Origin of the sequence: Okeanomitos corallinicola TIOX110 (genome assembly GCF_038050375.1) — a bacterium.
Taxonomy (GTDB): domain Bacteria; phylum Cyanobacteriota; class Cyanobacteriia; order Cyanobacteriales; family Nostocaceae; genus Okeanomitos; species Okeanomitos corallinicola.
In genome coordinates this window covers 1,030,824-1,052,735 of record NZ_CP150886.1, presented here as the reverse complement: position 1 = coordinate 1,052,735, position 21,912 = coordinate 1,030,824, and the positions used below count along the sequence as shown (strand labels likewise).

At 36.7% G+C, this 21,912-nt stretch carries 21 protein-coding genes and 1 pseudogene; 13 read left to right on the top strand and 9 right to left on the bottom strand.

All coding sequences use genetic code 11. The features are described 5' to 3' along the window. The first annotated feature begins 18 nt into the window (after window positions 1–18). Window positions 19–756, top strand: coding sequence for a class I SAM-dependent methyltransferase (locus WJM97_RS04535; RefSeq protein ID WP_353931854.1), 738 nt, complete (start codon window positions 19–21; stop codon window positions 754–756). Window positions 757–772: 16 nt separating this feature from the next. On the opposite strand, the gene WJM97_RS04530 is transcribed toward WJM97_RS04535, so the two are convergent. Both WJM97_RS04530 and WJM97_RS04525 read right to left on the bottom strand, forming a co-directional pair. Beyond that, on the bottom strand, window positions 773–1,684 hold the full coding sequence (locus tag WJM97_RS04530) for a sulfotransferase (RefSeq protein WP_353931853.1): 912 nt from the start codon (window positions 1,682–1,684) through the stop codon (window positions 773–775). Window positions 1,685–1,825: 141 nt separating this feature from the next. Continuing rightward, complete coding sequence (locus tag WJM97_RS04525; RefSeq protein WP_353931852.1) at window positions 1,826–3,262, bottom strand: MFS transporter; 1,437 nt, start codon at window positions 3,260–3,262, stop codon at window positions 1,826–1,828. A gap of 70 nt (window positions 3,263–3,332) precedes the next feature. Between WJM97_RS04525 and WJM97_RS04520 the strand changes: the two genes are divergently transcribed. Beyond that, window positions 3,333–3,851, top strand: a complete 519-nt coding sequence (locus tag WJM97_RS04520) for a phosphoribosyltransferase (RefSeq protein WP_353931851.1) — start codon at window positions 3,333–3,335, stop codon at window positions 3,849–3,851. Between the two features lie 19 nt (window positions 3,852–3,870). On the opposite strand, the gene WJM97_RS04515 is transcribed toward WJM97_RS04520, so the two are convergent. Next, window positions 3,871–4,788 (bottom strand): AEC family transporter, encoded by a 918-nt coding sequence (locus WJM97_RS04515; protein ID WP_353931850.1) that lies wholly within the window; start codon window positions 4,786–4,788, stop codon window positions 3,871–3,873. Window positions 4,789–4,985: 197 nt separating this feature from the next. Here WJM97_RS04515 and WJM97_RS04510 point away from each other — a divergent pair, with 197 nt between their 5' ends. The 4 genes from WJM97_RS04510 (at window position 4,986) to arsC (ending at window position 7,970) form a co-directional block, all read left to right on the top strand. Further along, window positions 4,986–5,780: a M15 family metallopeptidase gene (locus WJM97_RS04510; RefSeq protein WP_353931849.1), complete on the top strand. Its 795-nt coding sequence runs from the start codon at window positions 4,986–4,988 to the stop codon at window positions 5,778–5,780. 314 nt (window positions 5,781–6,094) lie between these two features. Further along, on the top strand, window positions 6,095–6,802 hold the full coding sequence (locus WJM97_RS04505) for an MIP family channel protein (RefSeq protein WP_353931848.1): 708 nt from the start codon (window positions 6,095–6,097) through the stop codon (window positions 6,800–6,802). A gap of 3 nt (window positions 6,803–6,805) precedes the next feature. Beyond that, the gene (gene arsH, locus WJM97_RS04500; protein WP_353933107.1) at window positions 6,806–7,459 is read left to right on the top strand and encodes an arsenical resistance protein ArsH; all 654 of its coding nucleotides are present in this window, start codon (window positions 6,806–6,808) and stop codon (window positions 7,457–7,459) included. 115 nt (window positions 7,460–7,574) lie between these two features. After that, window positions 7,575–7,970, top strand: a complete 396-nt coding sequence (gene arsC / locus WJM97_RS04495) for an arsenate reductase, glutathione/glutaredoxin type (RefSeq protein WP_353931847.1) — start codon at window positions 7,575–7,577, stop codon at window positions 7,968–7,970. A gap of 226 nt (window positions 7,971–8,196) precedes the next feature. Here arsC and WJM97_RS04490 read toward each other — a convergent pair whose 3' ends face one another. Then, the gene (locus WJM97_RS04490; protein WP_353931846.1) at window positions 8,197–9,399 is read right to left on the bottom strand and encodes an HhoA/HhoB/HtrA family serine endopeptidase; all 1,203 of its coding nucleotides are present in this window, start codon (window positions 9,397–9,399) and stop codon (window positions 8,197–8,199) included. 390 nt (window positions 9,400–9,789) lie between these two features. Here WJM97_RS04490 and WJM97_RS04485 point away from each other — a divergent pair, with 390 nt between their 5' ends. Beyond that, window positions 9,790–10,185 carry a metal-sensitive transcriptional regulator gene (locus tag WJM97_RS04485; protein WP_353931845.1) on the top strand — a complete coding sequence of 132 codons (396 nt, stop codon included), beginning with the start codon at window positions 9,790–9,792 and terminating at the stop codon, window positions 10,183–10,185. An 88-nt stretch (window positions 10,186–10,273) separates the two neighbouring features. Here WJM97_RS04485 and WJM97_RS04480 read toward each other — a convergent pair whose 3' ends face one another. Together WJM97_RS04480 and WJM97_RS04475 are read right to left on the bottom strand one after the other, a co-directional pair. Then, window positions 10,274–11,419 carry a peptidoglycan-binding protein gene (locus WJM97_RS04480; protein WP_353931844.1) on the bottom strand — a complete coding sequence of 382 codons (1,146 nt, stop codon included), beginning with the start codon at window positions 11,417–11,419 and terminating at the stop codon, window positions 10,274–10,276. Window positions 11,420–11,460: 41 nt separating this feature from the next. Next, complete coding sequence (locus WJM97_RS04475) at window positions 11,461–12,501, bottom strand: DMT family transporter (protein WP_353931843.1); 1,041 nt, start codon at window positions 12,499–12,501, stop codon at window positions 11,461–11,463. Between the two features lie 176 nt (window positions 12,502–12,677). Between WJM97_RS04475 and WJM97_RS04470 the strand changes: the two are divergent. Continuing rightward, a pseudogene (locus WJM97_RS04470) lies at window positions 12,678–13,629 on the top strand (site-specific DNA-methyltransferase). 119 nt (window positions 13,630–13,748) lie between these two features. On the opposite strand, the gene WJM97_RS04465 reads toward WJM97_RS04470, so the two are convergent. Continuing rightward, the gene (locus WJM97_RS04465) at window positions 13,749–13,925 is read right to left on the bottom strand and encodes a hypothetical protein (protein ID WP_353931842.1); all 177 of its coding nucleotides are present in this window, start codon (window positions 13,923–13,925) and stop codon (window positions 13,749–13,751) included. Between the two features lie 31 nt (window positions 13,926–13,956). Between WJM97_RS04465 and WJM97_RS04460 the strand changes: the two genes are divergently transcribed. Both WJM97_RS04460 and WJM97_RS04455 read left to right on the top strand, forming a co-directional pair. After that, window positions 13,957–16,350, top strand: a complete 2,394-nt coding sequence (locus WJM97_RS04460) for a heavy metal translocating P-type ATPase (RefSeq protein WP_353931841.1) — start codon at window positions 13,957–13,959, stop codon at window positions 16,348–16,350. Window positions 16,351–16,537: 187 nt separating this feature from the next. Further along, on the top strand, window positions 16,538–17,044 hold the full coding sequence (locus tag WJM97_RS04455; protein ID WP_353931840.1) for an FHA domain-containing protein: 507 nt from the start codon (window positions 16,538–16,540) through the stop codon (window positions 17,042–17,044). A 191-nt stretch (window positions 17,045–17,235) separates the two neighbouring features. Here the strand turns inward: WJM97_RS04455 and WJM97_RS04450 are convergent, their stop codons facing one another. Further along, on the bottom strand, window positions 17,236–17,835 hold the full coding sequence (locus WJM97_RS04450) for a DUF1802 family protein (RefSeq protein WP_353931839.1): 600 nt from the start codon (window positions 17,833–17,835) through the stop codon (window positions 17,236–17,238). Window positions 17,836–17,973: 138 nt separating this feature from the next. On the opposite strand from WJM97_RS04450, the gene WJM97_RS04445 reads away from it, so the two are divergent. Beyond that, window positions 17,974–18,933, top strand: coding sequence for an aldo/keto reductase (locus tag WJM97_RS04445; protein ID WP_353931838.1), 960 nt, complete (start codon window positions 17,974–17,976; stop codon window positions 18,931–18,933). A gap of 430 nt (window positions 18,934–19,363) precedes the next feature. After that, the gene (locus tag WJM97_RS04440) at window positions 19,364–20,080 is read left to right on the top strand and encodes a hypothetical protein (RefSeq protein ID WP_353931837.1); all 717 of its coding nucleotides are present in this window, start codon (window positions 19,364–19,366) and stop codon (window positions 20,078–20,080) included. 133 nt (window positions 20,081–20,213) lie between these two features. Here WJM97_RS04440 and WJM97_RS04435 read toward each other — a convergent pair whose 3' ends face one another. Further along, window positions 20,214–21,125 (bottom strand): alpha/beta fold hydrolase, encoded by a 912-nt coding sequence (locus WJM97_RS04435; RefSeq protein ID WP_353931836.1) that lies wholly within the window; start codon window positions 21,123–21,125, stop codon window positions 20,214–20,216. 294 nt (window positions 21,126–21,419) lie between these two features. On the opposite strand from WJM97_RS04435, the gene WJM97_RS04430 reads away from it, so the two are divergent. Next, the gene (locus tag WJM97_RS04430; RefSeq protein ID WP_353931835.1) at window positions 21,420–21,860 is read left to right on the top strand and encodes an Hsp20/alpha crystallin family protein; all 441 of its coding nucleotides are present in this window, start codon (window positions 21,420–21,422) and stop codon (window positions 21,858–21,860) included. The last annotated feature ends 52 nt before the right edge of the window (window positions 21,861–21,912 follow it).

The following is a 21,912-nucleotide window of genomic DNA, read 5'->3' as shown; positions in this document are numbered from 1 at the left end:
GTTATCAAAGGTAAAAAAATGGCAGCACATTACGACAGTATAGCCCAAGAATATAAACGATCAAAAGATTTACCAATCCGGGCGCATATTGAAAGATATACATATTTTAATATGCTGGGTGATGTGAGAGGAAAATCTATTTTAGATTTAGCTTGTGGAGAAGGAATATATAGCAGAGAGTTTAAAAAGAAAGGTGCTGCTTTAGTTGTAGGAGTTGACATTTCTGAAAAAATGATCGAACTGGCAAAACAGGAAGAAGCTAAACAAAAATTTGATATTCAATATATTGTTGCTGATGTGATGGAACTGGGAAAAATTGGTGATTTTGATTTGGTTGTTGCTTCTTATTTACTAAATTATGCCCAAACAGAAGAACAATTACTAAAAATGTGCCAAACCATATTTACAAATCTCAAACCCGGAGGTCGTTTTGTGACCTTAAATAATAATTTGGAACAACCTATTAGTTCCTATCTCACTACTGAAAAATATGGATTTATTAAAACTATTTCTCAACCTCTAGAACCAGGAACAGCCATGACGTTGACATTTACTATTAATGGCGAAAAATTTAGTTTTGATAACTATTACCTTAGTCGAGAGACATATCAAAGGGTGTTTAAAAGTGTTGGTTTTACGGATGTTATTTGGCAAAATATGGTAGTTTCTCCTGAAGGTATAGAAGAATCTGGTCAAGAATTTTGGCAGGATTATCTAGATTGTATGCCTCATGTTGGGATTGAATGTTTTAAATAGTAAAATTGGTCAAAAATCAGGAGTTATTCATTGATGCCAGTTTTATTGGAGTCCAATTACTCAGATCACGCTGGATTAAATCTTGCAGTTTCAACACATCTTCATAATAATATTGACTCAGTGCATAACGTTCCTCTTCCGACATAGATTTAGCACTTTTACCTTGAGAATTGAGATTTACGAGACTGGAACGAATTTTCTGACGTAGTTCCAATGGCATAATAATCCGCAAACCAGAAGCAATAAAATCTCTCATAGGATTGGAAGTTTTTAATAGCTGATTAACAGCACGAGAACGAGGAACTTCTGCAATTTGAGATTTCTTAGACGTATTTGGAATAAAGCTAGAATCTACATCTAAGTAAGTGTAAATCTCTTGCATAAATTTAGTAGGATCTTTAGATAAATCATCATAGAGAAATACTTGGAAATTATCAGTTCCAAATGTTTCTAAAAAGGATTTAATTGGGGTATAGTATAAGCCTTTTTTCAAGGTATAAGATTTGGTTGAACTATATTTTAATTGATCAATTAATGTGCGATTATTACCTGTGATTTCATCTCTGATTTGCATTAAGTAATCAGAATAAGCTCTTGTAACTGGATCACGCAAAACTACTAAAATCTTTGCATGGGGTACATATTGCTGAATACGTGGAATTGATGATTGATAATGAAACAGCAAATTTGGTGATGCTTCTCCAATTGCCCTATGAGAATCATTAACTTCTGCGAATAAGTTAGTATATTTTTCTAGGGTGTCTATCCGCACTTTTTTTTCTCCTGTAAAAGTGTCCCAATCTCTTTCTAAGAAATTAGGCTCTTTAATTGGACTCATGTAAATCTGGGGATGCTCATTCAAATAATTATAGATTGATGTTGTACCACATTTTTCAAATCCAGCTAATAGAAAGTTTGGTAATTTCATAATATGTCTCCGTTTCCTTATTGATTGCAAAAATTAATTCAGCCGTTCAGATTTTTAAATTTGTTTCCGAATGAAGTGATTACTAATTACTGATATTTACCTAGAATTTTATGAAAAAATACAGTAAAGTAATTATTTCATTTACACTCTATTTCCCCTCCTCTCCTGCAACTTCAACATTATTTCTGCGTGCATTTCACGAGTAATAGGATAGAAAAAAGTCAAAATCAAACCCAATATTAAACAGATTGTTGGTACTGGTCCGACTATAATTCTAATAGCGGATAATGCTGATTCAGGTTGGATTGGTAATTCAATTTGTCCAGCTACAGTTTCCTTAAAACCAGAAACTTGTAAAGCGTTACCTGTCACAAATAAACCGAAAGCTAAACCAAATTTTTGCAATAAAACCATAAATCCATAAAAAACTCCTTCTCTTCTTTGTCCGGTTTGTAGTTCATCTAATTCAATCACATCGGGAATCATAGACCAGGGAATTAAATAAGCTGTAGAAACTCCACAACCAGCCATAACAGCCATCAAATACATTAATCCTATTTGATTAGACTTTAAAAAAAACAGCCCCGCAGCAGCAATTATCCATAAAGTCATGCCTAAAAAATAAACTAATTTTTTGCCATATCTTTTACTTAAATAACTCCACACAGATAACATTAATAAAGCCGTTCCTTGCACAGCAATTAATACTGTAGGAACTTGAGAATCTTTTAATTTCATGCAGTAAATTACAAAGTAAGGAATAACTGTAGCAGTGATTTGTACCCCTAACCAAGAAAATAGATAAATAGCAATCACAAACAGAAAAGGACGATTACTAAAGGCAATTTTAATCTGTTGCAAAAATGGAATTTCTGGAGGTTGTTCCAACTGAATACGTTTAGCTTCAAAAGCTAAAATGCGATCGCGTGTTCCATAAACACACCAATATAATGATATAACGGCAATCACAGTACAAATTGCTGCCAAAGTTATGTACTGTTGCTGAGGATCACTAACTAGATAAAAAATAATTTGGGCAAAAATTAAAGATAAAATACTACCACCAATGGAAAAAGTAAAGCGAAAACCATTTAAACTTGTTCTTTCGTCATAATCTTGGCTTAATTCTGGTGTCATAGCAGTGTAAGGCAAATTCACAATTGTAAATAATGCTTGGGAGAAAATGCCAATGACAACGTAATACCAAAACAACGGCCAAATATTATTACTTGTTTCTGAGCTAAATGGTGGTACAATCCATTGTAAGAAAAAGAATAAACCGAAAGGAATTGCTCCGTAAAACATCCAAGGTAAACGACGACCCCAACCCGGAGATTTAGTTTTATCACTTAATAACCCCACGATCGGATCATTAACAGCATCCCAGATTTTACCAATCATTAAAATACTTCCAGCTAAACCAGCGGGAATACCAGCTACATTGGTAAAAAATAACAGCAAATAAAATATGGCAATATTAGAAGTAATTGCTGGGCCTAAATCTCCAGCACCATAAGCTAGTTTAGTTTTTAAATCTAACTTTTCACTGAGTAATTTTTCACTATTAGAATCTTTCATTATCGCACACACTCATATTAAGATAATTGGAATTTGCTGTGCTAACTCAAAAATACTTCCCTAAATTCTTATGTCAGACCTTTACATTTCTTGGTCAGATTATCACCATAAAATTGAACAATTAGCCGTTAAGATTTATCAATCTGGTTGGCAATTTAATCAAATTGTTTGTCTTGCTAGAGGAGGGCTACGTGTAGGAGATATTCTTTCACGGATATATGATTTACCTTTAGCAATTTTAGCTACGTCATCTTACAACGGTGCGGGTAAACAAGACAGAGGCAGTTTAATAGTTTCCCATCATTTAACCATGACTACGGAAAGTTTAGGCGATCGCATTCTGTTGGTAGATGATTTAGTAGATTCGGGGGTAACTCTACAAAAAACAATTCCTTGGTTACAAGAACATCAGGAATTCAACATAGCAGAAATTCGTACCGCTGTAATTTGGTACAAAAAATGTTCTTTAATTAAACCAGATTATTATGTTGATTATTTACCCGATAATCCCTGGATTCATCAACCTTTTGAAGATTATGAACTTATGAATCCTGAAGCATTGGCACAGAAATTAACAGTTAAAAATTAAAAAATTTCTACCTTCTCCTTCAAAACAACCATAACCAAACAGGAAGAGTAAATAATAACACGATTAGCCCCATACCTAAAGCCGTCACAGCTAAATCCCGATCTAGATCAAAGGTTTCTGCTAATATCAGTGTGCCAAAAGCTGGAGGCATGGCCATTTGCAAAACTATGACCTGTGCAGCCTCTCCAGTCACACCAAACAGGGGTAAGCAGAAGCCTAACATGAGAGGAACTAAGAGCATTTTAATAAAAATGCTACTTGCTGCTGGTTTGAGTTTGTACCAAGAATTGAGGCGTGATACCCTCATACCGATTAACATCAAAGATAAAGCTAAGGCACACCAAGCTAGTTTTTCTAAAGTAAATTCCATTACTTCGGGAATTGATACTTGGCGAAATAGTAACCCAAACCCAAAACTCCACAGGGCAGGATTGATCACAATTGCTTTAGCTGTGTGGAGATAATTTCCGGCTTTACTGCCAAAACGGGATGCTAGTAAGACTCCTAAGCCATAAGCCCCTAATACAGTTCCTAATAAGTCGTAGAATAAAGCCCAGGCGAAATATTCTTTACCGACCATTGTTAAAGTGATGGGAAAGCCCAGATAACCTGTGTTACCTACCATCGCTGCTAAAATCAAACTACCTTGGGTTGGTTGTTGAGGTAAAGAATTTGTCAAATGGGCTTGACCTTTGATACCTAACCAGGCTAGAAATGCTCCTAGTAAAATCGCTAGATATGCGATCGCAGGTGCTATCCAAATCTGTCCTGATAAGTCAGTTTGCCGTAAAAAAGCAACAATGCTTATCGGTACTCCTACCCAAAATAAAAATTTACCTAACTGGGTAGGAAATTGAGTCGGTAACTTCCGTCCTAAGATCATTCCAATTAGGACTAAGCTGATCAACTTGATGTATAGTTCTAAGAGATTTATCAAGACCTTAACAAAAAACTATGGATATCAAATCATATCTATTTATTTCATTTTTTGCCAGTCTATAATTTTCAATTAAATTAGTAAAATGATTATGATTGAGAAAATATAAAAATCTCAATTCGTCAAGTTTTTCAGCAATCAAAATCCCCACAACTATCTAAAATCTAAAATCTAAAATATTATATAGGAGTAGATTCTTGAAAAAGTCAGGGTTTCCCAAACAACCACAAAATTCATCATTAGAAATAGGTGATGATATTCCAGAAGCTTTTAGGGATACGACTGATACCGGTTCTCAGTTACGTATACAGCCCCTAGTTCTAATTATTGGTGGATTAATAGGATTTGCCGTTTTAGCAGTAGGTAGTGGTTTTTTATTTTTTATTACCGCACCTAAAAAAGTTGTTGATACTCAAGAAACACCAGTGGTTTCTACACCTACACCAACTAATTCTCCAACCACTAAAAATGATGCTGTACTAGGACATTTAGCTTATCCCCAAGCATCAGAGTCAGAACTTTTAGCAATTACAGCTGATGGTAGGATCAAACTGAGAACAGCAGCAGCCCAAAGATTTCAAGCGATGGTACAAGCTGCTAGAAGTTCAGGTGTGATTTTAGTACCAATTTCTGGTTTTCGCACAGTTCAACAGCAAGAACAGTTATTTTTTAATGTTGGCGCTCAACGAAATCAAACCCCCGCCGAAAGAGCAGCCGTAAGCGCCCCTCCTGGTCACAGTGAACATCATACAGGCTATGCTGTAGATATTGGAGATGGAAAAGTACCAGTAACTAACCTACAAACTACCTTTGAAAATACCCAAGCATATCAATGGTTAGAAGCTAATGCAGCCCGGTTTAGTTTTGAATTGTCATTTCCTAAAAATAACCCCCAAGGTGTGAGTTATGAACCTTGGCACTGGCGTTTTGTAGGCGATCGCAATAGTTTAGAAACCTTCTACAAAGCTAGAGATATTAAACCTGTACAGTAGTTAATGGTTTATTGAGTCAGGACTTACGCACCAGTTACGGAATATCAAACCGCAGAGGACGCAGAGAACACAGAAGAATAGGAGTTTGATGGTTTTTTTGCATAAGTCCTATGGGTTAATTTACAGCATATTTTATTCTTATGAGGTATAAATCATAATCATGAAACTCTTGTGGGGTGGGCATCTTGCCCGCCAATAGTGTACGATCTCCTAAAATTCCCTATTTTCCAATTATTAAAAAATTGATATTGACATATCAACTTTTTTTGATATGATTTTATGTATCAATTTTTTTTGAACTATTAGGGGCAAAAGTGTCCATCACAGCTAGAAAATTAGGGTTAAAGAAATTATTTATACCTTATTGGCGAAAAGCCTTAGCGGAAGCAATAGGTACTTTTATTTTAGTATTTGCAGGTACTGGTGCAGTGATGGTAAATAACATCAGTCAAGGCGCTATTACTCATTTAGGAATTAGTTTTGTATTTGGTGCTGTGGTTGCAGCCTTAATTTATAGTTTAGGACATATTAGCGGCGCACATTTAAACCCAGCCGTCACCTTAGCATTATGGCAAGGTGGTTTTTTCCCAAAAAAGCAGATATTACCTTATATTTTCTCACAATTATTAGGTGCAACCATAGCATCTGCATTACTATTATTGAGTTTAGGAAAAGTAGCTAACTTAGGTGCGACTCTTCCTTTAAATAACAACTGGTTGCAATCATTAATTTTAGAATTTATGCTCACATTTATATTAATGTTTGTGATTTTAGGTGCAGCAGTTGATAAACGAGCCAATAGCAGTTTTGCAGGATTAGCAATCGGTTTAACCGTAGGTGTAGAAGCAGCATTTATGGGACCAATTACTGGCGCGAGTATGAACCCAGCCCGTTCTTTTTCACCTGCATTAATCGGAGGAATTTGGCAGCATCACTGGGTTTATTGGGTAGCACCAATTTTAGGAGCGCAATTTGCAGTTTTTGTTTATAAAAACATAGCATATTCAGATTTACAAAGATAGGTAATTAGGAGTTTTATGAGTGATCATCCACCGAGAATTTTATTTTTATATGGTTCATTGCGAGAACGTTCTTACAGTCGGTTATTAGCAGAAGAAGCAGCCAGAATTATTACAGAATTTGGGGCAGAAGTAAGATTTTTTGATCCATGTGAATTACCAATTTATGGTAGTGTTCCTGATACTCATCCCAAAGTTCAAGAATTGCGAAAATTGAGTATGTGGTCAGAAGGTCAAGTGTGGTCTTCACCAGAAATGCACGGTAATATAACAGGAATTATAAAAAATCAAATTGATTGGATTCCTTTGAGTATTGGTGCTGTGAGACCAACCCAAGGAAGGACTTTAGCCGTAATGCAAGTTAGCGGTGGTTCTCAATCTTTTAATGCTGTCAATACTCTGCGAATTTTAGGACGTTGGATGCGAATGTTTACCATTCCTAATCAATCTTCCGTAGCCAAAGCTTATCAAGAATTCCATGAAGATGGAACAATGAAAGATTCCGCTTATCGAGATAGAGTAGTTGATGTCATGGAAGAATTATATAAGTTTACCTTGCTGTTACGCGATCAAGTTGATTATTTAACAGATCGCTACAGTGAACGTAAAGAAAAAGCCGCCAAAGAAACAATTCAACTAGCTAATAACGCCTTGAAATGATAAATGTAAACCCGAAAATATCTTTTTACATCTCATTTCTTTGTGTTCTCTGTGGTTCTTTATTTCATCACCATTAAATAAATCAACAAACCTTTATTTATCAACTAACAAAATCATGAAAAAAGTAATGTTTGTTTGTAAAAAAAATTCCCGTCGTTCCCAAATGGCAGAAGGATTTGCGAAAACTTTAGGAGAGGGAAAAATTGCCGTTGTTAGTTCTGGTTTAGCATCCAGTCAAGTAGATCCAATTTCTGTACAAGTGATGTCAGAAATCGGCATTGATATTAGTAATCAAACCTCTAAATCATTGGATAATTTCAACCCAGAAGATTTTGATGCGGTAATTTCTTTATGTGGTTGTGGTGTAAATTTACCCCAAGAATGGGTGTTAAGAGAAACCTTTGCAGATTGGCAATTAGATGATCCAGAAGGTCATAATATTGATACTTTTCGCCGTGTCAGAGACGAGGTAAAAGCAAGGGTAATTCAATTAATTGCAGATTTGAGTTAAATCAAATCAGTTATCAGGAGTCAGGAGAATAAAGAACTAACTTTTTTCCCACTCTCCCACTCCTATAGGATTACTATTTTATTTTTGAAAAAATTAGGTATTGTAGGGTGTGTTAGAACGAAGTTCGTAACGCACCAAACCCTGGATAATGGTGCGTTACGCTATCGCTAACGCACCCTACGTATCTTTTCAGAAATCAAACCGGATTCCTATATGAGTTTTACTGTTAAGAAATATCCTTTAATTCCGCAGTCCGGATAGAAAGTTCTTGAGTTCGATTTCCTCGTTGTACTTTCACCTGCAAAATTTGACCTAAACGACTATCTTCAACTACTCTTTGTAATTGTCCGGCGCTGGTGATTTGTTGGTTATCAATTTGGACAATCACATCACCACGGTGAATACCGGCAATAGCAGCAGGAGAATTTAAAACGACCCGCATCACTAAAGCACCATTAACTTCAGGAATTTCAAAACTAGAATTAGGATCGGTGTTATTTTGTCTAGCTAATTCTGGTGTTAAAGTTACCATTTGTACCCCTAAATAGGGATGGGCAACTTTACCATCACGTTGTAATTGTACAGCGATCGCCTTAGCTTTATTGATAGGAATTGCAAAACCGATTCCCATTGCATCCGCACGAATAGCGGTGTTAATACCAATTACTTCACCCTCAGCATTTAACAATGGACCACCAGAATTACCGGGGTTAATAGCTGCATCAGTTTGGATAAAATCTAACCTTTTATCACTAATTCCCACCTGGGCGCTAGAACGTTTTAAAGTGCTGACAATTCCCAAAGTGACAGTATTATCAAATCCTAACGGATTACCGACAGCGATCGCCCAATCACCCACTTCTACATCATCAGAAGAACCCAAAGGTGCAACCGGTAAATCATTCCCAGCATTAATCTTAACTACCGCCAAATCCGTAACTTCATCAATACCCCGTACCTGACCTTTATAGGTGCGGCCATCTTTTAACCTTACACTTACTCTATCAGCCTGATCAACTACGTGAGCATTAGTTAAGATAATTCCACTTTTATCCAAAATAAAACCAGAACCTAAACCCCGTAACTGTTCAGTCGGTGACTGTTGGGGGAAACCCTCACCAAAAAATCGCCGAAAAAAGGGATCATCCATAAACGGATCAACAGGACGAGTAACAGTTTTTTCCGTATCAATTCTGACTACAGAATTTCCCACCCGATTCACCGCATCTGCAACAAAACTGTGTTTACCAATAGCAGCAGTTGCAGCAGCAGGTTTTTGAGAAACTTGAGAAACTATTGTTTCCGGTGCTGGTTCTGCTTGGGAAGGTAACACTAATACACTAGAAGCAGTTAACATCACACCCAGAAAAATTGCTAAAACTTGGGTACTGAGTTGACGTATAGACCGAATTAATTTGAAAAAAAGCATAATTACAACCAATTACAACCTAATTTTGAAGTCTAATCTTTGCTATTTAGTCACAAATTTAGTTACAATTGTGCTTATAGCTTGGATAACAATCCCTGCATATTGAATTTTTTACCGTACTTCCCTATCTAATTCAGGATACAGAGCAAGTTATGTAATCACGTTAATAGAACATAGATTCACCAGGCTATTATGGAAATTTCCCCTTACCCAGTTCGGTTTTTTCACCTACCGAAAACCTTTAATATCAAATCCCTCTAGTAAAGCATGACATAAATAAACAAACCGTTCCCAATCTCTGAACAGCTGACGATCTATTAGTTTTTATTTTTGAATTCCGCGCAGCGGTACTAGGTTAGGATCTGATTAATAACCAAATCTAAATCACCAATGACAGGATCACACCAGATAGCTGAAACATCCTTGACTTCATCCCAGGAAGCAGAACATACACACCATCATCATCACGAACATACAGCAGATCAACCGGGTGCAGATAAATCAGTCCATCCTCATGTTCACAGTCAAGAATCCTTACGGAAAATCGTGAACCGACTATCAAGAATTGAGGGACACATTCGTGGGGTAAAAACAATGGTACAACAAAACAGCCCCTGTCCTGATGTTTTATTGCAGATTGCGGCTGTCAGAGGTGCATTAGATAAGGTAGCGCGAATAGTGTTAGATGAACATTTAACAGAATGTATTGCCAGGGCTTCGGAAAATGGCAATATTGACACGGAAATTGCAGAACTTAAAGCTGCTTTAGATCGGTTTTTACCTTAAAAAACCGCACACAAATTATTTGTAAAAATTTGAGAAATTGAATATTAGGGAAATTGAAAAATCTTTAACTTCCCTCCTGATTCCTGATTCAACTTTCTTCCGTACTCATATCTGTTAAAATTTGTTGTTCTGGAATAGTACGGACACGGTTTATTTGATTCAAGGCATACTTAGCAGTTTCCTGTACCTCTGGATCGGGATCTTCCATGGCATAAAGCACAATTTTACTCATTTTTCCCATTACGTCATACATCCGCACTAAATCACGAATAGCATTTTTTCTAACTTGAGGATTGTCATCTCTAATAGATATTGCTAAAGCCCGGTTCATCGGGTTAATAGTGCGAGTACCAATTTCTGCTAAGGTTGATAAAATTAAACCTTGTTGTTCAGAATCAGCATCAACCATTAAATCTACCAGTGGTTTAATAGCCCTTGAATCACCATCCTGTCCTAATTTCCAAATAGCTTTACGCCGTTTTTTGGAGTTATTACTTTGTAATTCTTGCATCAATTCTTCACAGACATTGAGTTGAGAAACTAGGGGTTTTGTTTGTAATTGCAATAAATCTGTTGTTGGCTGTGAATTTATATTTGCTGATGCTAACAATAATCTCTCTTGATTGTCAGGAGATGGACTTAGTAATTTTGGAGTAACTATGGTAGATGAATTTGCAACTTTATTAAATTTTTTGACCAAGAAAATAGTACCACCAGTAGTTGCCAAAATTCCCAAACCTAATAATGACCACCAGATAAAATTTATTTGCTTCTTTTCAGTTTGAGGTTGACTATCAGTATTAATATTAATAGTAGTTTTGGGGGTGGGAATTGGATAAGTTTTTACCTCAGTTTTACCTGATATATGTTCAGTAATAAAAGACTGAGTTGTCATATCCGCAATTCCATCTTCTCTTTCTAAAGCCTTTGCTTGCTGAAATTTAGCTACTGCGTTTTGAGTATTCTCTCCATAATCTCCATCTATCAAGCCTTGATAGTATCCTAAAGCCTTTAATTGTATTTGTAATACCTGTACCTCCGCACCTTTCATCCCTGGACTGAGGATAGTTTCTGTGATCGGTGTTGGTTTAGGTATAGCTGCGATAACATGATTTGCAGATAAACCCAAACCTAAACAACAAGTAAATGTAAGGAGAAAACGAGAACTAGGTAATAATAGGTGACGGGTAATTGATAATGGTTTATTGTACCGGGTCTTCCTTGTTCTTCTCATCTTCTCATTCTCCCAATGATTTGTGATATCTAGACTTTTGGTTAGACTTTTGGTTCAGAATCTCTTACCGCTAAAGTAACAGACTTCCTTTGATTTGTAGCAGATGTTTCTAAAATTGGTGACTGCTGAGTAGTTTTTTGACTGCCTAAGTTATCTCGTTGGTTAATTAAATAAATACTAATTAAAGTTAGAAAAACTCCTACCCATTGAATAGGGGTCAGCACTTCCGAAAGTAAAAGATGTCCAAAAAGCAATGCAAAAATAGGTGTGAGAAAAGTGAGAGAACTTAAACTTGTTAAACTACCACTAGATGCAAAATAGAAAAATAACCCATAAGCGATCGCACTCCCGAATATGGTTGCATAACTTAAAGCAAACCAATCAGATAATACTAAATTTTGCCACTGTTGCCCTTCCACAACCGCAGAAATTCCCCACAATGGTAAACCACCTAAAATTATATGCCACCCTGTAGCTGTTACCGGATCAGCGTATCTACATACATAGCGGATCATGACAGTGCCTACAGCCATTGATAATGCGGCTAATAACATTAACCATTCACCGCTGTTAAATAACTCTTGCCAATTATCAGTTGTAATTTTTACACCAGAATCAAGGAGATTAAAAATCCACTCTTCCGGTAAACCAATCAGACTAATACCAGCTACTCCCAATCCTAACCCTAACCATCCCCAGATACCAATATGTTCTTTAAATAACCACAAGGACAGTAAGGCTACGGCTAAAGGTTGGGAGTCAATCATCACTGAACCTAACCCCGCATCAGTTCTTACTAACCCCTCTGCCAAAAAACCTTGAAATAGCGTACCATCAACAAGGGCAAAGATCATGATCCATGTCCATGCTAACCATCCTTGGGGTTGAGGTCTGCCCATAATAGCAGCTGCAATGAGAATTAATACCCCCGCAGGTATTAAACGTACTCCTGCCATAAATAATGGTGTGGTATGAGGTATGACACCTTTCATTGCTACCATTGCTGTACCCCAAAGGAAAAAAGGGGCAATTAACAATAGGGAAGCCAGGGTAGATTTTGATCCTCTAAGTTGCAGTTGCATGAGTTAATTATGATCTTTGGTAGATTAGGTAGAAATATTACTTTACCTAATTTTACAGAAACATTGCTTTTATGTGGGTGTCAAATCTGGGAATTTGGGAATTAATACTTAAAGGTAATTAAAATTACAGGGTGCAGGCCACAGGAAAGAGTAATTACTAATGAAAAAAAATTAATATGCAGTTAAATATTAATCCTTATTATTCAACAAAATTAGGTGATGCTTATTTAGGTGATAGTCGAGAATTACTGAAAATTATTCCTGATGCAAGTATTGATTTGATTTGTACTTCTCCACCTTTTGCACTGTTGAGAAAAAAGGAATATGGTAATGTAAATGCTGATGAATATATTGAATGGTTTTATGATTTTGCAGTTCAATTTAAACGAATTCTCAAACCGACAGGATCTTTAGTAATTGATATTGGTGGAAGTTGGATTAAAGGAAAACCTGTTCGTTCTCTTTATCATTTTGAATTAGTTATTTCTTTATGTAAATCAATAGAAAAAGGTGGATTAGGATTTTATTTAGCCCAGGAATTATATTGGTATAATCCCGCCAAACTTCCTACTGGAATGGGTAACAATTCGTAGAGAAAGGGTGAAAGATGCAGTAAATACTGTTTGGTGGTTATCTAAAGAACCGCACCCTAAAGCTAATAATAGAAGGGTGTTAAAACCTTATAGTAAGTCAATGAAAAACCTACTCAAAAATGGCTATCAGCCAAAAGTTAGACCATCGGGACATGATATTTCTCAAACCTTTGGTAATGATAGGGGTGGGGCAATTCCTCCGAATATGATTGATGGAAGATTTGATGCAGAATTAGAAGATTTAGGTCAGCTTGTTAATGTGATTGCTGCTGCTAATACAACTTCTAACGATGGTTATCAAAAACGTTGTAAAGCAGAAGGTTTAAAACCACATCCTGCCAGATTTCCATCAGCTTTACCAGAGTTTGTGATTAATCTTTGTACAGAACCGGGTGATATTGTTTTAGATCCTTTTGGAGGTTCAAATATGACGGGAAGAGTGGCGGAAAATTTAGGGAGAAATTGGTTAGCTTTTGAGATTGATGAGGGTTATATTCAAAGTTCAAAATTACGATTTATAGATGATGAAAAATAACTATGTCATCAAGCTATTAAGTACCTGGGCAAAATTAATTGCACATTTGGGAAAACAATAGAAATCTCTGTATCTCTTGTCTGTCACCTGTCACCTGTCACCTTCCCTAAATATGAAATTTATTTTGCACGACTACTTAATAAGCCAGCAATTAGGCGAGTGGCTTGATCAAGAGAAATAAACTGGTAAACCAGTGCATTGGTGAGAATCAGAGTAGCGGTAGAAGCTGTAAAGCTACTGTTTACAAAATTGGTTTTGATTCTAGACTGAAAATAGAAACGTCTTTTGTTAGGCATTGAATTTTCGTAGCGAATTTAACAACCTCTCATGCAACTTGTTCCAGAAACTCAACTTACCCCAGAAAATGCCCCAATTACAGAGAAAATTATCCTAGATGTAGGGGGTATGAAATGCGCTGGATGCGTGAAAGCCGTAGAAAGACAGCTAAATCAACATCCAGAAGTTAAAAATGTCTGCGTTAACCTAGCCACAGAAGTAGCCGTTGTGGAAACAAAAGTTGGTACTGTAGATGCAGATGCACTGGCACAAGCATTAACAGCTACGGGTTTTCCGACACAACCCCGCACCGCTCACAGTCAAGCAAATAAAAATAAATTAGATCCAGAAACGAAACAACGTCAGGAAATGCAAGCAGCTTTTAGACAGTTGCTCATTGCTTTTGTCTTATTGCTATTTTCAGGAATTGGGCATTTTGGGAATACTATCCCCATCTTGAATAACATCTGGTTTCACTGTGGACTAGCCACATTAGCATTACTTATTCCCGGCCGTCCCATTATTAACGATGGTTGGTTAGGTTGGCGACGGGGTGCGCCAAATATGAATACCTTAGTCAGTTTGGGAACGCTGACGGCTTATACCGCTAGTTTGGTGGCGTTGTTGTTTCCCCAAATGGGTTGGGAATGCTTTTTTGATGAACCAGTGATGATGCTGGGGTTTATCCTCTTGGGAAGAACCTTAGAAAAACAGGCTAGAGGTAAAGCTGCATTGGCATTTCGGGAATTATTAGCACTCCAACCCCAAACAGCGAGATTAATTGTTAACCCAGAGACAGAGAAGTTGATCGCTGGGGCAAATATTATTGAGATGCCAGCAGAACAGGTGCGGGTTGGTGAATGGTTGCAAGTTTTACCAGGAGATAAAATACCCGTTGATGGTGAAGTACGGTTTGGACAAACTACCGTAGATGAATCTATGTTAACTGGGGAATCTGTACCAATAGTTAAGCAAACCGGAGATGCTGTTGCAGCGGGAACAATTAATCAGTCAGGGGCGATCGCCATTCAAGCCACTAGAACCGGTGATGATACCACATTAGCCCAGATTGTCGCTTTAGTAGAAACTGCCCAAACCCGTAAAGCACCAGTTCAGAAATTAGCGGATACAGTCGCTGGTTATTTTACTTATGGGGTGTTAACTGCTTCCTTACTAACCTTTGTATTTTGGTACTTTTTGGGAACTCACATTTGGCCAGATATAAATATTGCTGGTGGAATGGAAATGATCAGTCATGGAACACATCAACAAGTAGCCAATATCAACAACTCTGGACTATTAATTAGTTTAAAATTAGCGATCGCCGTCATGGTGGTTGCCTGTCCCTGTGCATTAGGACTAGCTACACCCACAGCCATTCTTGTCGGTACTGGTATAGGTGCAGAACAAGGTTTATTAATTAAAGGTGGAGATGTGTTAGAAAAAGTCCACAAATTAAATACTGTAGTCTTTGATAAAACAGGCACTCTCACCACAGGTAAACCTCAAGTTACAGACTGCAAGACATTTACAGATTTAACAGCATCATCACTGCTAGAACTAGCAGCAGCAGTAGAAAGCGGTACTTATCACCCCCTAGCCAAAGCCATCAACCAAGCAGCAAAACAGCAAAATTTATCCATTCCCCATGCAGAAGAATTTCACACAGAACCAGGTATGGGAGTATCTGCGGTAGTAGAAGGAAAAACCGTACTTTTAGGAAACAGGGAATGGTTGAACTGGCAAGGAATTACAATCAGTGAAACAGCCCAAGCACAGGCAGAAACATTAGCCGCGACAGGTAAAACAGTGATTAATGTTGCCATTGGTGATACCTTAGCTGGTTTAATAGCCGTGACTGATACCTTGAGGTCTGATGCTAAAGCAACCGTGGATAAATTACATCAGATGGGTTTACGAGTCATATTATTGAGTGGCGATAGATTAGAAGCCGTCAATGCGATTGCTCAACAATTAGGACTAGATAGCAACGATATCATGTCAGGTATCCCTCCAGCCAAAAAAGCCAGTGCCATCCAATCTCTGCAAAATGGAGAAACTACAATCACTCCTCAATCCATCGTCGCCATGGTAGGAGACGGGATTAATGACGCTCCCGCCTTATCCCAAGCCGATGTGGGCATAGCCTTACATTCTGGCACAGATGTAGCCATGGAAACCGCCGAAATAATATTAATGCGTGATTGTCTCAGTGATGTTGTGCAATCAATTCAACTTAGTCGTGTAACATTTAGGAAAATACGTCAAAATTTATTCTGGGCTTTTGCCTACAATACAATTGGTATTCCCTTAGCCGCAGGAGTTTTATTACCTCATTTTCACTTTGTTCTCAGTCCATCCAGTGCCGCTGCTCTCATGGCTTTTAGCTCAGTTAGTGTGGTGACAAACTCAGTTTTATTGCGAAGTTTTACTCATCGGTTGTAAAATTATCACTGGGAAGTTAATTACGTGAATCTTATAGATTTGATGGTGAGAGATATTTGATTAAACAGCATCAAGACTCAGAAATAGTAATGATGCTAACAAATATACTCTTACCAAACTTAATCACAGTTTAATAATATGTAATTTCCTAGCTTATTAAATTGAATGTCAAAAAATTTTGTGAAGAATGGTCAACAAAAATACCAAACAAATTCTTTTACATCAAAATCAAAGTTCCACAAATTTTAGTAACCATCTTTCAATGCCAGCTGAACCGAATGAAAGCCATCTCCTGATTATTGAAGACGATCAAGGGAGAAAAGAATGCCCTCTTGAATGTCCCATCTATTCTATCGGTAGGGATAAAAAATGTGATATCCGCTTGTTTTCACAATTTGTTTCCCGTCACCATGCCACATTAGTCAGATTACCACGCAAAGGTAATAACTCAGGCTTCTATTACCGAATTCTTGATGGTGATCCCAAAGGTAAACCCAGTTCCAATGGTCTGATGATTAATGGACGTAAGGCTCTTGACCATGACTTAAAAAACGAAGACGAAATCACCTTTGGTCCCAATGTACGTGCTATTTATTATCTGTTAAAAAATACTCGACCTTCAGAACAAACTGATGCGAGTGAATACGATATTACACTAATTAATCCTGGCATGACTGAGGAGGAAGAAAACTAAACAAATCTGGCGTTGACAATTGTCATTAATTGATACAGCAGAATTCAGGAGTCAGGAGTCAGGAGTGAAACTAGCTTGGTGTCTAGGTTTCAATTTTGATTATGTACCTTATTGATCTGCAATCTGCTGTATAGACACTGTAGAGGCGTTGCGTTTAACGTCCCTAGAAAAGTTTTCATCATTGACTATCTTTAATAAGATACAGCATATAAGCGATCGCCAATAATTCCATAAATATCCTTAACTAATTGATCATAAACATGATCAGATAAAACAGGTTCTGAACCTTCTAATTCTACCTGTTCATATAAATCAATCCAAGATTTACAACCACCATATTTAGGTGAATAAGGAATATGCTGTACTTGAGGTAGTTTATAAGTTCGTAATAACAGCACAAATAAAGGTTTACTAGCTTTCCATTTTAGGCGATCGCTAATAAAATGCTCATTCCAAATATGAAAAGGCAATAATTCATTCACAACAGACTTATCTGCAACTGGTAAAATATCTGTAATTTCTGCCCAACTACTGATAGAAATTGTTTCTGGATGCCATCCTGATGTAACTGGAAAAACCAGGTTAGAATATTCATCCTTGAGCATAAAAGACTGTTGATGCTCATAAGTAGGGTAAAGTAAAACCTGTTCATGGGCAACCCTAAAACTTCCCCCCTGTTCATTGATACCGCCTTTACGCAGTAACATAATTGCTTGGCCGCTTTCCAAAGCATTTACAGCTATAGCCCATTCTTTGAGAGCATGAACAGTAGTAGTCATTTCCATGAGCATTTAATTTAACTTTAATGTGGTTTTGATACAGATGATAGATGACAAATCACAGGTAATCAGGTTAAAAGTTGATTGGGTTTCCTCATCACTGTAACAGGTGCAAAAAATAAAAAATTTAGAGAAAACAGAGAAAAAATTATGGAAAAACGCACATTAGGTACATCTACCGTCAAAATTACCCCTATTTTAATGGGAACTTGGCAAGCAGGAAAAAGAATGTGGGTGGGAATTGAAGATGCAGACTCAATTAAAACCATTCGTGCTGCTTACGAGAACGGAATTACAACTATAGATACCGCAGAGGTTTATGGTGATGGACATTCTGAACAGATTGTAGCTCAAGCTTTGTCAGATGTGCGCGATCGCGTGGAATATGCAACTAAAGTTTTTGTCCGTCATCTCAAATATCAACAAGTCATAGAAGCTTGTGAACGTTCCCTCAAAAATCTTAACACTGACTATATAGACCTTTACCAAATTCATTGGCCATCTGGTGCTTTTAACAGTGAAATTGTCCCTATCGAAGAAACCATGAGCGCCTTAAACCACCTCAAAGAACAAGGTAAAATTCACGCTATCGGTGTTTCTAACTTCTCTCGTGAACAACTAGCAGAAGCTGCCCAATATGGACGCATTGATAGTTTACAACCAGCTTACTCCCTATTTTGGCGCAATGTAGAAACAGATACCATGCCCTATTGTGTGGAAAACAATATCTCTATTTTGGCTTATTCACCTCTATCCCAAGGTTTATTAACTGGCAAATTTGCAGCAGGACATCAATCTCCCCCAGAAGATAACCGAGCTAAAAACAGATTATTTCAAGGCGAAAATTTTGAACGCGCTCAACAAGCTTTAGATAAACTTAGACCCATAGCTAAAAAGTATAACTGTAGTTTAGCACAGTTAGCATTAGCTTGGTTAATTGCCCAACCTCAAACAAATGCGATCGCCGGTGCAAGATATCCCCAACAAGCACAAGACAACGCCAAAGCCGGAGAAATCAAACTTTCTCCCGAAGATATCAGCCAAATAGACAATATCGGCCGCATCGTTACCGATCATTTCGACAATACAGGAATTATGTGGGAGTGGTAATTTGGTGAGTGGGTGAGTGGGTGATAAATAATTCAATTACCCATTACCAATATTGCTAATTGCAACAAAACATCAAGTTTAGTAAATAAGTAATTGCATTTGCATTAGGAGATGTTAGATTAAATATGTAAGGACACAGAACAAAAACAACCAACCGGGCAATGACCAAAGTGTCCCCTGTCAGAAGCCCAAGCAAGATTTAGCATCTAATATCAAAAAGTGGCATTCCGACTTAATAGTCGCGCCAAATCCTAAAACGGAAAAACGTAAAAATGCTGAACTTGTAGTTTTAATGTCCACCCTAGTTATTGACTTTCAATCACTTACTTAATCTAAACAATTTGGAAATTCTAATTCGCTAAAACCTGGTCAACCCTGATCAGGTTTTTAGATGTTTAGATATTTAGGGAAAGACTTAATTTTAAACTGAATGAAAATCTCCAATATCCAAAAAACTCTGACAGCAATTACTTTATCTATTCTTGCTGTGTCTTGTGAAGCGAACAAAGCTGAAAATCCTCAGCAAAAACCAGTAAATAATATCAATATATTTAACAATCCCGACAATATTACCTATGGTGATTTAATAATTCAGCAATCATCAGACCATATCATGATTCCTGTAAATTTACCTGATCAAGAACAAGATACAAATATTGACTTAAATCTCTCTCGTTCCTATGAAAGAGAAAATAAAACCTATAACATGATTTTTTATAATCAAAAAAGTGGTGAATCCCATCTTTTATTAGATAAAAAAGCAATTATTAAAGCATATAAATTATTAGAAATAAAACCAAAAGATCAACCAGCTACAAAATTTTGGTCATATCAAATTATTGATCAAGATACCAATAACGATAATAAACTGAATAACCAAGATGGCATCATCGGTTATACTTCTGATTTATCTGGTAAAAATCTACAACAGGTAACACCTAATAACACTCAACTGATAAATTGGGAAATTATCCCCAGTGAAAATGCCATTTTAATTAAAATTATCAAAGACTCCAACCAAGATAAAAAATTCACAGGGACAGATAGTACAAACTTTGTGAGAGTGAATTTAGAAAAACCAGAAATAGGTAAAGAAATTATTAATAGTCAACTAGAAGAAAAAATCAAATCCTATGTAGTTAAATAGAATATTTACAATTTACATATTCGTCGGGTTTGTTAGAACGAAGTTTGTAACGCACTAAAATTTTGATAATGATATTTTGATAATGGTGCGTTACGCTATCGCTAACGCACCCTACAGCTAACGCACCCTACAACTAATTAATTGATAAAACCCAATCTCGGAACAGAGAGTTTATTTGATCTGGTGCTTCATCATGGGGACAATGACCAGCATTGATAAAATGTTCTGTTAATTGGGGATAATATTGATGGAATTTTTGCGAACGTTCCCGTGCTTTCATCCAAGGATCACCTTCACCCCATAACAACAATAAAGGACAGGTTAATTTTTGGAGTAAAACATCCACCTTTTCCCCTTGAGGAGTGCTAAAAACAGAAACAAACACATCTAAAGCACCTTGATCAAAAGCTGGACGTTGAATTTCTGTAACTAATTGATCGGTAATTGCAGTTTTATCTAAATAAACCTTTTCCAAAGTACGACGAATTACCCAACGTTGACGCAGATATTGAAATAATACAGCCTGAAATAAACGTTGTTTAAAAGTCCATTTAAAGGTTTTACCAATCAGTTTTTGTACAGGATTTTGGGTTGGTTGAATTTGGGTTTTTACAGTTTCTACTTCAGAAAAAGGCCCCGCACTATTAAGTAATACTACCCCAGCAACAAGATCAGGATATTCTGCACCCACACACAAACAAGCATAACCACCAAGGGAATTACCCGCTACTACTGTTTTTTCACCAATAACTTCACTAATAAAATCTCGCAGTTGTTCCCGCCATAATTGCCCACTGTACTCTAATTTAGCTTTTTCTGATCTGCCAAAGCCTAAAAGGTCAATAGCGAATACTTGAAAATCTTGGCAAAGTTCAGTGATATTTTTTCGCCAGTGGTCAGTGGAAGCACCAAAACCATGTACTAAAAGTAAAGATGGACGCTGGGGGTGTGGATCTCCTGCTTTTACGTAGTAAATATTATGTCCTCTCCATTGCCAGTATTGTCCGGGAATGGGAGTTGTGGAGGGTGCTATGACTGTTTGCATATCAGGATTAATGTTAAGTATTGTTAATACTTTTAGAATAGCAGTCTAGTTATTAATTGGATAGGGATCTGGTTTAATTTTCAGTTGTTAATTTTTAGTTTTAGGGTTAACCGAACTATAAATATTCGTGGAAACCGAAAACATTTATCTACAAAAATATTGGTACGGTAATTATCATTTCATAAGTGATAAAAACCGAATTTACATTATTTTCAAACATTCCTAAGATAATAATCAAAGAGTTAAATAAACAACTCAAGCAACGAACACCTAACAATATAGAGGTACAAGTATATGACACTCATTCGTTACAACCCCTGGAAAGAAATTGACACTCTAGAACGTAGTGTTAATCGTCTATTTGAAGATTTTGTACCAGCTACTTTAAAAGATTTAACTAATGTTGCCAGAATTCCTGCTGCGGAAATGACAGAAACTGATGATGCGGTAATCCTCAGATTAGAAATTCCTGGCATGGAAGCTAAAGATTTAGATATTCAAGTTACAGAAGATTCTGTTTCTATCAGTGGAGAACGTAAATTCCAACATGATGCAGAAGATAAAACAAAAACCAGAAGTGAATTTTATTATGGTCGGTTTCAACGGGTAATTCCTTTACCTGTAGCCGTTCAAAATACTAAAGTTACGGCTGACTACAAAGATGGTATTTTACATCTGACTTTGCCTAAGTTGGTGGAAGAAAAGAATAAGGTTGTAAAAATCAATCTTGGTTAAAATTAATGATGATTTGGTGGTAGTAGTTTAATGTTTCCTATTATGCCTGGTT

What these genes read in the sequence shown, in the direction of transcription:
- WJM97_RS04535 (WP_353931854.1), top strand. Translation starts at nt 19, where the DNA reads ATGGCAGCACATTACGACAGTATAGCCCAAGAATATAAACGATCAAAA.
- WJM97_RS04530 (WP_353931853.1), bottom strand. Translation starts at nt 1,684, where the DNA reads ATGAAATTACCAAACTTTCTATTAGCTGGATTTGAAAAATGTGGTACA.
- WJM97_RS04525 (WP_353931852.1), bottom strand. Translation starts at nt 3,262, where the DNA reads ATGAAAGATTCTAATAGTGAAAAATTACTCAGTGAAAAGTTAGATTTA.
- WJM97_RS04520 (WP_353931851.1), top strand. Translation starts at nt 3,333, where the DNA reads ATGTCAGACCTTTACATTTCTTGGTCAGATTATCACCATAAAATTGAA.
- arsC (WP_353931847.1), top strand. Translation starts at nt 7,575, where the DNA reads ATGAAAAAAGTAATGTTTGTTTGTAAAAAAAATTCCCGTCGTTCCCAA.
- WJM97_RS04490 (WP_353931846.1), bottom strand. Translation starts at nt 9,399, where the DNA reads ATGCTTTTTTTCAAATTAATTCGGTCTATACGTCAACTCAGTACCCAA.
- WJM97_RS04485 (WP_353931845.1), top strand. Translation starts at nt 9,790, where the DNA reads ATGACAGGATCACACCAGATAGCTGAAACATCCTTGACTTCATCCCAG.
- WJM97_RS04480 (WP_353931844.1), bottom strand. Translation starts at nt 11,419, where the DNA reads ATGAGAAGAACAAGGAAGACCCGGTACAATAAACCATTATCAATTACC.
- WJM97_RS04475 (WP_353931843.1), bottom strand. Translation starts at nt 12,501, where the DNA reads ATGCAACTGCAACTTAGAGGATCAAAATCTACCCTGGCTTCCCTATTG.
- WJM97_RS04465 (WP_353931842.1), bottom strand. Translation starts at nt 13,925, where the DNA reads ATGCCTAACAAAAGACGTTTCTATTTTCAGTCTAGAATCAAAACCAAT.
- WJM97_RS04460 (WP_353931841.1), top strand. Translation starts at nt 13,957, where the DNA reads ATGCAACTTGTTCCAGAAACTCAACTTACCCCAGAAAATGCCCCAATT.
- WJM97_RS04455 (WP_353931840.1), top strand. Translation starts at nt 16,538, where the DNA reads ATGGTCAACAAAAATACCAAACAAATTCTTTTACATCAAAATCAAAGT.
- WJM97_RS04450 (WP_353931839.1), bottom strand. Translation starts at nt 17,835, where the DNA reads ATGCTCATGGAAATGACTACTACTGTTCATGCTCTCAAAGAATGGGCT.
- WJM97_RS04445 (WP_353931838.1), top strand. Translation starts at nt 17,974, where the DNA reads ATGGAAAAACGCACATTAGGTACATCTACCGTCAAAATTACCCCTATT.
- WJM97_RS04440 (WP_353931837.1), top strand. Translation starts at nt 19,364, where the DNA reads ATGAAAATCTCCAATATCCAAAAAACTCTGACAGCAATTACTTTATCT.
- WJM97_RS04435 (WP_353931836.1), bottom strand. Translation starts at nt 21,125, where the DNA reads ATGCAAACAGTCATAGCACCCTCCACAACTCCCATTCCCGGACAATAC.
- WJM97_RS04430 (WP_353931835.1), top strand. Translation starts at nt 21,420, where the DNA reads ATGACACTCATTCGTTACAACCCCTGGAAAGAAATTGACACTCTAGAA.